The sequence below is a fragment of the Methyloceanibacter sp. genome (assembly GCF_051306395.1).
In the GTDB taxonomy this organism is placed as follows: Bacteria; Pseudomonadota; Alphaproteobacteria; order Rhizobiales; family Methyloligellaceae; genus Methyloceanibacter.
The window spans coordinates 1-4208 of the sequence record NZ_JBPPND010000099.1 but is presented as its reverse complement, the minus strand read 5'-3'; the positions used below and the strand labels follow the sequence as shown (position 1 = coordinate 4208).

At 62.0% G+C, this 4208-nt stretch carries 3 protein-coding genes; all 3 read left to right on the top strand.

The features are described from left to right. Nucleotides 1–490: 490 nt before the first annotated feature. Nucleotides 491–2743, top strand: coding sequence for a putative bifunctional diguanylate cyclase/phosphodiesterase (locus tag ACSLE4_RS05465; protein ID WP_435903467.1), 2253 nt, complete (start codon nt 491–493; stop codon nt 2741–2743). A gap of 81 nt (nt 2744–2824) precedes the next feature. Continuing rightward, nucleotides 2825–3595: a hypothetical protein gene (locus tag ACSLE4_RS05460; protein ID WP_435903466.1), complete on the top strand. Its 771-nt coding sequence runs from the start codon at nt 2825–2827 to the stop codon at nt 3593–3595. Nucleotides 3596–3689: 94 nt separating this feature from the next. After that, nucleotides 3690–4208 (top strand): YSC84-related protein (locus ACSLE4_RS05455; RefSeq protein WP_435903465.1); only part of this gene is annotated, 519 nt, incomplete at its 3' end.

Here is a 4208-nt window from a genome sequence, read left to right as displayed (position 1 = left end):
AGACGGCCAGCGCCCCAAGCATATTCGCCCGCTTGCCTTGTCTTCCGGCGGCGGTTTCGACCAGCCAGTCCCAGCCTTCCGGGGGCAGGTCATCGGGGCTGGAGCAGACGAACGGCACGCTGTTGGCGACGCCATTTTTGCTCGAAATCCTGACAAATCGAGTCGACGTAACCTGCCGGCTCCGTCTTGGCGGACGGGGGCCGACCCTCCCAGTGATTATCGTTAATAAAGGGTAAACGAGCGTTCTGCAATTCGTTAATCAGTCTACGGTATTTGATTGTTCCGTAGCCTGACGATTGCCGTGGCGAGCGCTTGGTCTCGACCGGCTGCGACGGTGGCCATCGACGAGGAGCACGCAAGGACAGATGCTGCGCGCGGCAACCAAAATTTGAGGTTTTGCAGCTATTTACCGACCAGACCTGAGTTGACGCGGATTCTCAAATTGTCCCTTTCCGAGCGAGATCAAATTCTACACGGCGACCTTCGCCGCTTGACCACCCTGATTTCGGTGGCCATCGCTTTCTTCGGCCTGCTGCTCCTGGCGATCATTGCCTATGCAGGCTGGTCGGCGAACCAAACCGCGGCCGACAGAGAAAGCACGCTTCTCGACAACGCCTTCAACGAGAGCATCCTGCGCGTCCTGAACGAGCAGAAGAGCATCGCCTGGTGGGACGACCCCGTCATCAAGATCACCGACGACGCGATCGACTTCGAGTTCACCGACGCCAACTTCGGCGTCTTTCTCACCGAGACCTACGGACAAGACGAGGTCTACATCCTCAATGCCGAGGACAAGCCGCTCTACGTGTGGGCGGAGGCGGAACGTCGACAGCCCTCTGCATTTGAGGCTCGCCATGCCGCACTCGAGCCGCTCATCGACGAGATCAGGACGGGCGACAGTTCTCGCCTTAGGGCACGCCCGGACATGTTCCACGAGACGAAGAACCGCTACGACGTGCTAATCGGCGTGCAGGTCGCACGATGGGCCGGGCATATCGTGTCTGTAAACGGACGACCAGCGGTCGTTGCCGGCATGACGATCGTCCCGAACATCGACATGAGCCTTCTTCAGGGGACGCCAAACCTTCTCTTGAGCATCACCTATATCGACGAAGAATTCGTCTCCCAGATTGGCCGCTCCTTGCTTCTTCACGATCTGACACTCCAGGCGACGCCGAGTGCGGGTACCGCCATCGTTTCCGAGCCATTCATCAGCGATGACAGTGTCCAAGCGGGCTATTTGAGTTGGACCTCGCGGCAGCCGGGTCAAGTCCTATTGACCACTATTCTGCCCCTCGTCGCGTTGGGCGTCCTTCTCACCGGGATTCTCTCCAGGACGATGTTTAGACGGCTAAGGCGAGCCTCCGAGGCGCTCGCCCAGCGCGAGTTCGAGGCCCGGCACGAAGCCAAGCATGACTCGCTGTCCGGCCTGCCAAACCGCGTTCATATGATCGAGCGGATCGAAAAGTTCCTCAACAGCTACATCGCCCGGCGCAATGGCCAGCGGGCGCTTGCGGCCTATGTTGACATCGATCGCTTCAAGGACGTGAACGACACGCTGGGCCACGAGGCCGGCGACGAACTCATCAAATTGGTTGCCCACCGGCTGGCAACGCGGCTCAGGCCCAACGACTTCCTGGCACGCTTCGGCGGCGATGAGTTCGTGCTGCTGTGCGCGCCCGCGGGCGTCGAGGCTGGTGAAAGTCTCATCAAGCGTATCGCGCAGGCCTTCGAGGCGCCGTTTGCGGTCAAGGGCCAGTCCATCAACGTGACGGCGTCCATCGGGCTTGCCGTCGCTCCGGACAACGGCCCAACGGCGGACGAACTGATGCGTCATGCCGACATCGCGCTTTACGAGGCCAAGAATCAGGGCCGCGACCGCGCGGTGTATTTCAGCACGAAGATGGCCGAGGAAGTCGAGCATCGCCGCTCCATCGAGCTCGATCTTCGCGCGGCGATGGAGCATCAAGAGTTCGACCTCCATTATCAGCCGATCATCTCTTGCAGCACCGGGAAAGTCGTTGGTGTCGAGGCCTTGTTGCGCTGGCAGCATCCTCTGTACGGCAACATGCCGCCTGCGGAATTCATCCCGGTCGCAGAGAACGCAGGTCTGCTGCCGGCAATCGGCGAATGGGTTCTCGACCGATCCATGACCGACGCCAAGCTTTGGCCCGAGCTGGAAATCGCCGTGAATCTCTCGCCGGTCCAGTTCCGGCATGTCGATCTTGAATCGATGCTCCGGCGTCTCATCGTGAAGCATGCCGTCGATCCCGGCCGGTTCGTGCTCGAAATCACCGAAGGCGTCCTTCTGGAAGCCACCGACCGCGTGAACACGGTTCTCGACGCCATCCGGGACATGGGCTTTAGAACCGCGCTTGACGATTTCGGCACTGGCTATTCGAGCCTGTCCTATCTCTGCAATTTTCAGTTCGACAAGATCAAGATCGACCGCTCCTTCATCAGCAGCATTTCGAGGGTCGATACCACCAAGACCATCATCAAATCGGTGGTCACGCTGGGCCGCGGGCTCGGTATGGACATCGTGGCCGAAGGCATCGAGACGCCCTACGAAGCCTCGATGATGACCCGGTTCGGATGCACCGAGTTGCAAGGCTTCTACTTCGCGCGGCCGTTGCCCGTTCAGGAGATGGTCAAGTTCCTCGAGACCTACGAGCCGCGCAATCCGGACCAAGAGCCCGGGTCGCCGCAGGAACCCATTGCCGGCGACGGTCTGGCTGGCTAACACCCTGGCACAACCGCGCGGCTAGCTTTGCGGCAAGCCGCCGCGACATCGACGAAACGAAACGCTCCAGGGTTCGCATCCGTGTCGCCCAAGAAATCAAGCCAAGACGCCCCCACCGGCAACGCCGACTATCAATGGGCCTCGTTCGATGCCGAGGCCTATTTTCAGCATTATTACGGCGAGCCGCATCCGGACGACGATCGCGTCATCCGCTGCGCCGTGGAGGCAATCAAGCGCGCTCCGCCTTTAGAGACGGCGCTCGATATCGTCGATGTCGGCACCGGTCCCAACCTCATCCCGCTTTTTTGCGCCCTGCCCCGCGCCGCGCGGCTCACCGCGTGGGAATACGCCGAAAGCAATGTCGCCTGGCTCGAGACCGAGATCGCAAGCGACACGATGCGACCGCAATGGCAGCATTTCTGGTCGGTGACCCGTGAGGCCTACGGCAACGAGGCCGCTCTGCCCGCGAACCCGATGCCGGACCTGCGCGCCAAGGCGAGGATCCATCAGGGCTCGGTCTTCGCGCTGCCGGAACGGACCTGGGACGCCGCCACGATGTTCTTCTGTGCCGAGTCGATCACCGAGCGCCACGACGAGTTCGAGGCGGCTTGTGCGGCCTTCGCCCGATGCGTGAAGCCCGGCGGCGCGCTCATCGCCGCGTTCCTGGTGCGCTCGGCGGGCTATGTGGTGGCAGACCGCCCGTTTCCCGTGTTGAGCCTGACACCGGACACCATCGAGACCGCCTTTGCCGCGCACGCCGATGGCGTCCAAGCCGAGCTGATCGGGATCGTCGAACGCGAGATCCGCAGCGGCTATTCAGGCTTCATCTTTCTGACCGGAATCGCCCGCTAGTCCCGCGCCACTCGGCCACTCGCGCCGAGCCTAAAGCCCCGCCGCCGCCACAAAGCGCGCCTACGGTCGCCCGCAATGGGAGGACGCCTGCGCCATGAAAATCATGATCGCCAATTTCTTTGTCGCCGCCCTCGCCGTGGCCGCGGCCTTTGGAGAGGCGCCCGCGGCGCAAGCCGCCTCCGGCGCCGAGATCGAGCGCGACGCCAACGACACGCTGCATAGCTTCGTGCGCCAGATCGGCGGCGCCCACGAGCTCGCCAATAAGGCGGTCGGGATCCTCGTGTTCCCCTCGGTGATCAAGGCGGGTTTCGGCGTGGGCGGTGAGTATGGCGAAGGCTTGCTGATCGTCAATCAGCGCCCGGCCGGCTACTACAACATGATCTCCGCCTCGTTTGGCTTCCAGCTCGGCGCTCAGGAGCGGTCGGTCATCATCATGTTCATGACCCAGAGCGCGCTGGATGCCTTCTATCGCCGGGCGGGCTGGAAGGTCGGCGTTGACGGCTCCGTCACGATCATCACCTTAGGCGTCGGCGGCTCCATCGATACCGACAGGGTGACCGAGCCCGTGATCGGCTTCATCCTCGACCAGAAGGGGCTGATGTATAATCTCACC